Origin of the sequence: Polaromonas sp., from assembly GCF_018780625.1 — a bacterium.
Lineage (GTDB): Bacteria > Pseudomonadota > Gammaproteobacteria > Burkholderiales > Burkholderiaceae_C > Polaromonas.
This window is the reverse complement of sequence record NZ_JADMJK010000136.1, coordinates 1-2,173: the sequence shown is the minus strand read 5'-3', so window position 1 is coordinate 2,173 and position 2,173 is coordinate 1. Positions and strand designations below refer to the sequence as shown.

Below are 2,173 nucleotides of genomic sequence, written 5' to 3'. Positions count from 1 at the left end.
GCGGGCCGGCTGGGCATGAAGACCGGCGCCGGCTTTTACGACTGGCCCGAGGATCAGCGCCAGGCCGAGCAGGCGCGCTACAACCGGTTGCTGCAGCAAGGGCTGGCCCTGCTGGCCGACGAACTTCCGCCGATTGACACGGACGACCTGAACGACAACACTTTCACCACCACCGCACCATGAGCACCCTTCCCCTGATCCTGACCGTGGCGCCCAACGGCGCCTACAAGCAGCCCGCAGACCATCCGGCCCTGCCCATCACGCCCGCCACCCTGGCCGCCACCGCGCACCAATGCCTGGACGCAGGCGCCGCCATGCTGCACCTGCACATCCGCGACAGCGCCGGGCGCCACAGCCTGGACGTGGCGGGTTACCGCGACGCGCTGGCCGTTGTCCGGGCCGCCGTGGGCGACGACATGGTGCTGCAAGTGACCAGCGAGGCCGCGGGCGTGTTTGAAGCACCCGCGCAGATTGCCATGGTGCGTGCCCTGCGCCCCGAGGCCGTTTCCGTCGGACTGCGCGAAATTGACAAGCCCGCCATCGGCGACGCCGGCCTGGCTGATTTTTTTGCCTGGCTGGTGCGCGAGCGCGTCATGACACAGGTCATCTTGTACGACGTGAAAGACCTGCAGCGCTGGCAGCAACTGCGCGCACAAGGCGTGATTCCCGATGGCCGCTGGTCGGTGCTGTTTGTGCTGGGCCGCTACAGCGCGGGGCAAACCTCTGACCCGCGTGACCTGGTGCCGTTTTTATACGCCCACACCGGCGACGAGCCCTGGTCGGTCTGCGCATTTGGCGCCACCGAACACGCCTGCGTCATGGCGGCCGCCGCCATGGGCGGCCATGTGCGCGTGGGCTTTGAGAACAACCTCAGCCTGCTTGATGGCGAGCGCGCCCCCAACAATGCAGCCCTGGTAAGGCAAGCCGCCCAGGCCGCCGCCTGCCTGGGACGTCCGCTCGCCACCGCCCAGCAGATCCGCGCACAGTTTGGTGCCGGCTGATCACCTGATCACCGTTTGATTCACGACCACAAAAAGGAGACACCTTGAAACGATCCACCTTCATGAAGAGCCTGGCCACCCTCGGCCTTGGACTCGGCACCCTGGCGGCCCTGCCCGTGCTGGCGCAGGACGCCTACCCCAGCAAACCCATCCGCTTCATCGTGCCCTACCCGCCCGGTGGACCCACCGACCTGATGGCGCGCTTGCTGCAAGTCGGACTGCAGACCCGGCTCGGCGTTCCCATCGTGATTGAAAACAAGGCCGGCGCGGGCGGCAACCTGGGCAGCGGCGAAGTGGCCAAGCAAGCCCCCGCCGACGGCTACACCCTGCTGCTGGCGGCCAGCGGCCCCATGGCCGTCAACCCCACGCTGTACCGCAGCATGACCTTTAATCCGCTGACCGACCTGGCACCCGTGATCCAGATCTCGTCCTTCCCGCTGATTCTTGAAGTAACCCCCAAGCTGGGCATCAAGAGCGTCAAGGAACTGGTGGCGGCGGCCAAGGCACCGAACGCCAACCTGAGCTTTGCCTCGGCAGGCAACGGCACGCCGCAGCATCTGGCGGCCGAGCTGTTCAACAGCCAGCAGAACATCAAGATGGCGCATATCCCCTACCGCGGCGCCGGACCGGCGCTCAACGACATGCTGGGTGGCCAGGTCAACGTGATGTTCGACATTCTGGGCAGCTCGCTGCAGTACGTCCAGGCCGGCAAGCTGGTGCCCCTGGCGGTCACATCGGCCCAGCGCAGCCCCATGCTGCCCGACGTGCCAACCATGCTGGAGGCCGGCATTCCGGGCTACGAGTTCACGGGCTGGCACGGCATTGCAGTGCGGGCCGGAACGCCGCCTGCCATCGTTGAAAAACTCAACGGCACGCTCAACGCCATTTTCCAGGAGCCGGCATTCCGCAAAAAATGGGAAGCGCTGGGCACACCGGTCGTGGGCGGAACGCCGGCGCAATTCGGGGAATTGATCAAGAAAGAGTCGGTGCGGCTCGGCAAGCTGGTCAAGGACTCCGGCGTCACCCTGGACTGACCGCCCCATCTGGCGCCCTTTTTTCAGACGCATACAGAACAGCATTAACGCAATAAGTACGAGCGCTATCAGCTATTAATTTTATAGGTAGCTACTCAGGCTACCCACGCCCCCCGCGTCCGCATGGCACCTTCCCCC

2 protein-coding genes and 1 pseudogene are annotated in these 2,173 nt (G+C 65.5%); all 3 read left to right on the top strand.

Translation table 11 applies throughout. The features are described from left to right. A pseudogene (locus IV091_RS12095) lies at positions 1-183 on the top strand (3-hydroxyacyl-CoA dehydrogenase); the annotation flags it as partial. Next, the gene (locus IV091_RS12090) at positions 180-1,001 is read left to right on the top strand and encodes a 3-keto-5-aminohexanoate cleavage protein (RefSeq protein ID WP_293469008.1); all 822 of its coding nucleotides are present in this window, start codon (positions 180-182) and stop codon (positions 999-1,001) included. The pseudogene IV091_RS12095 and the gene IV091_RS12090, both read left to right, overlap by 4 nt. 62 nt (positions 1,002-1,063) lie before the next feature. Beyond that, positions 1,064-2,035 carry a tripartite tricarboxylate transporter substrate binding protein gene (locus IV091_RS12085; protein ID WP_293469010.1) on the top strand — a complete coding sequence of 324 codons (972 nt, stop codon included), beginning with the start codon at positions 1,064-1,066 and terminating at the stop codon, positions 2,033-2,035. Positions 2,036-2,173 lie beyond the last annotated feature (138 nt).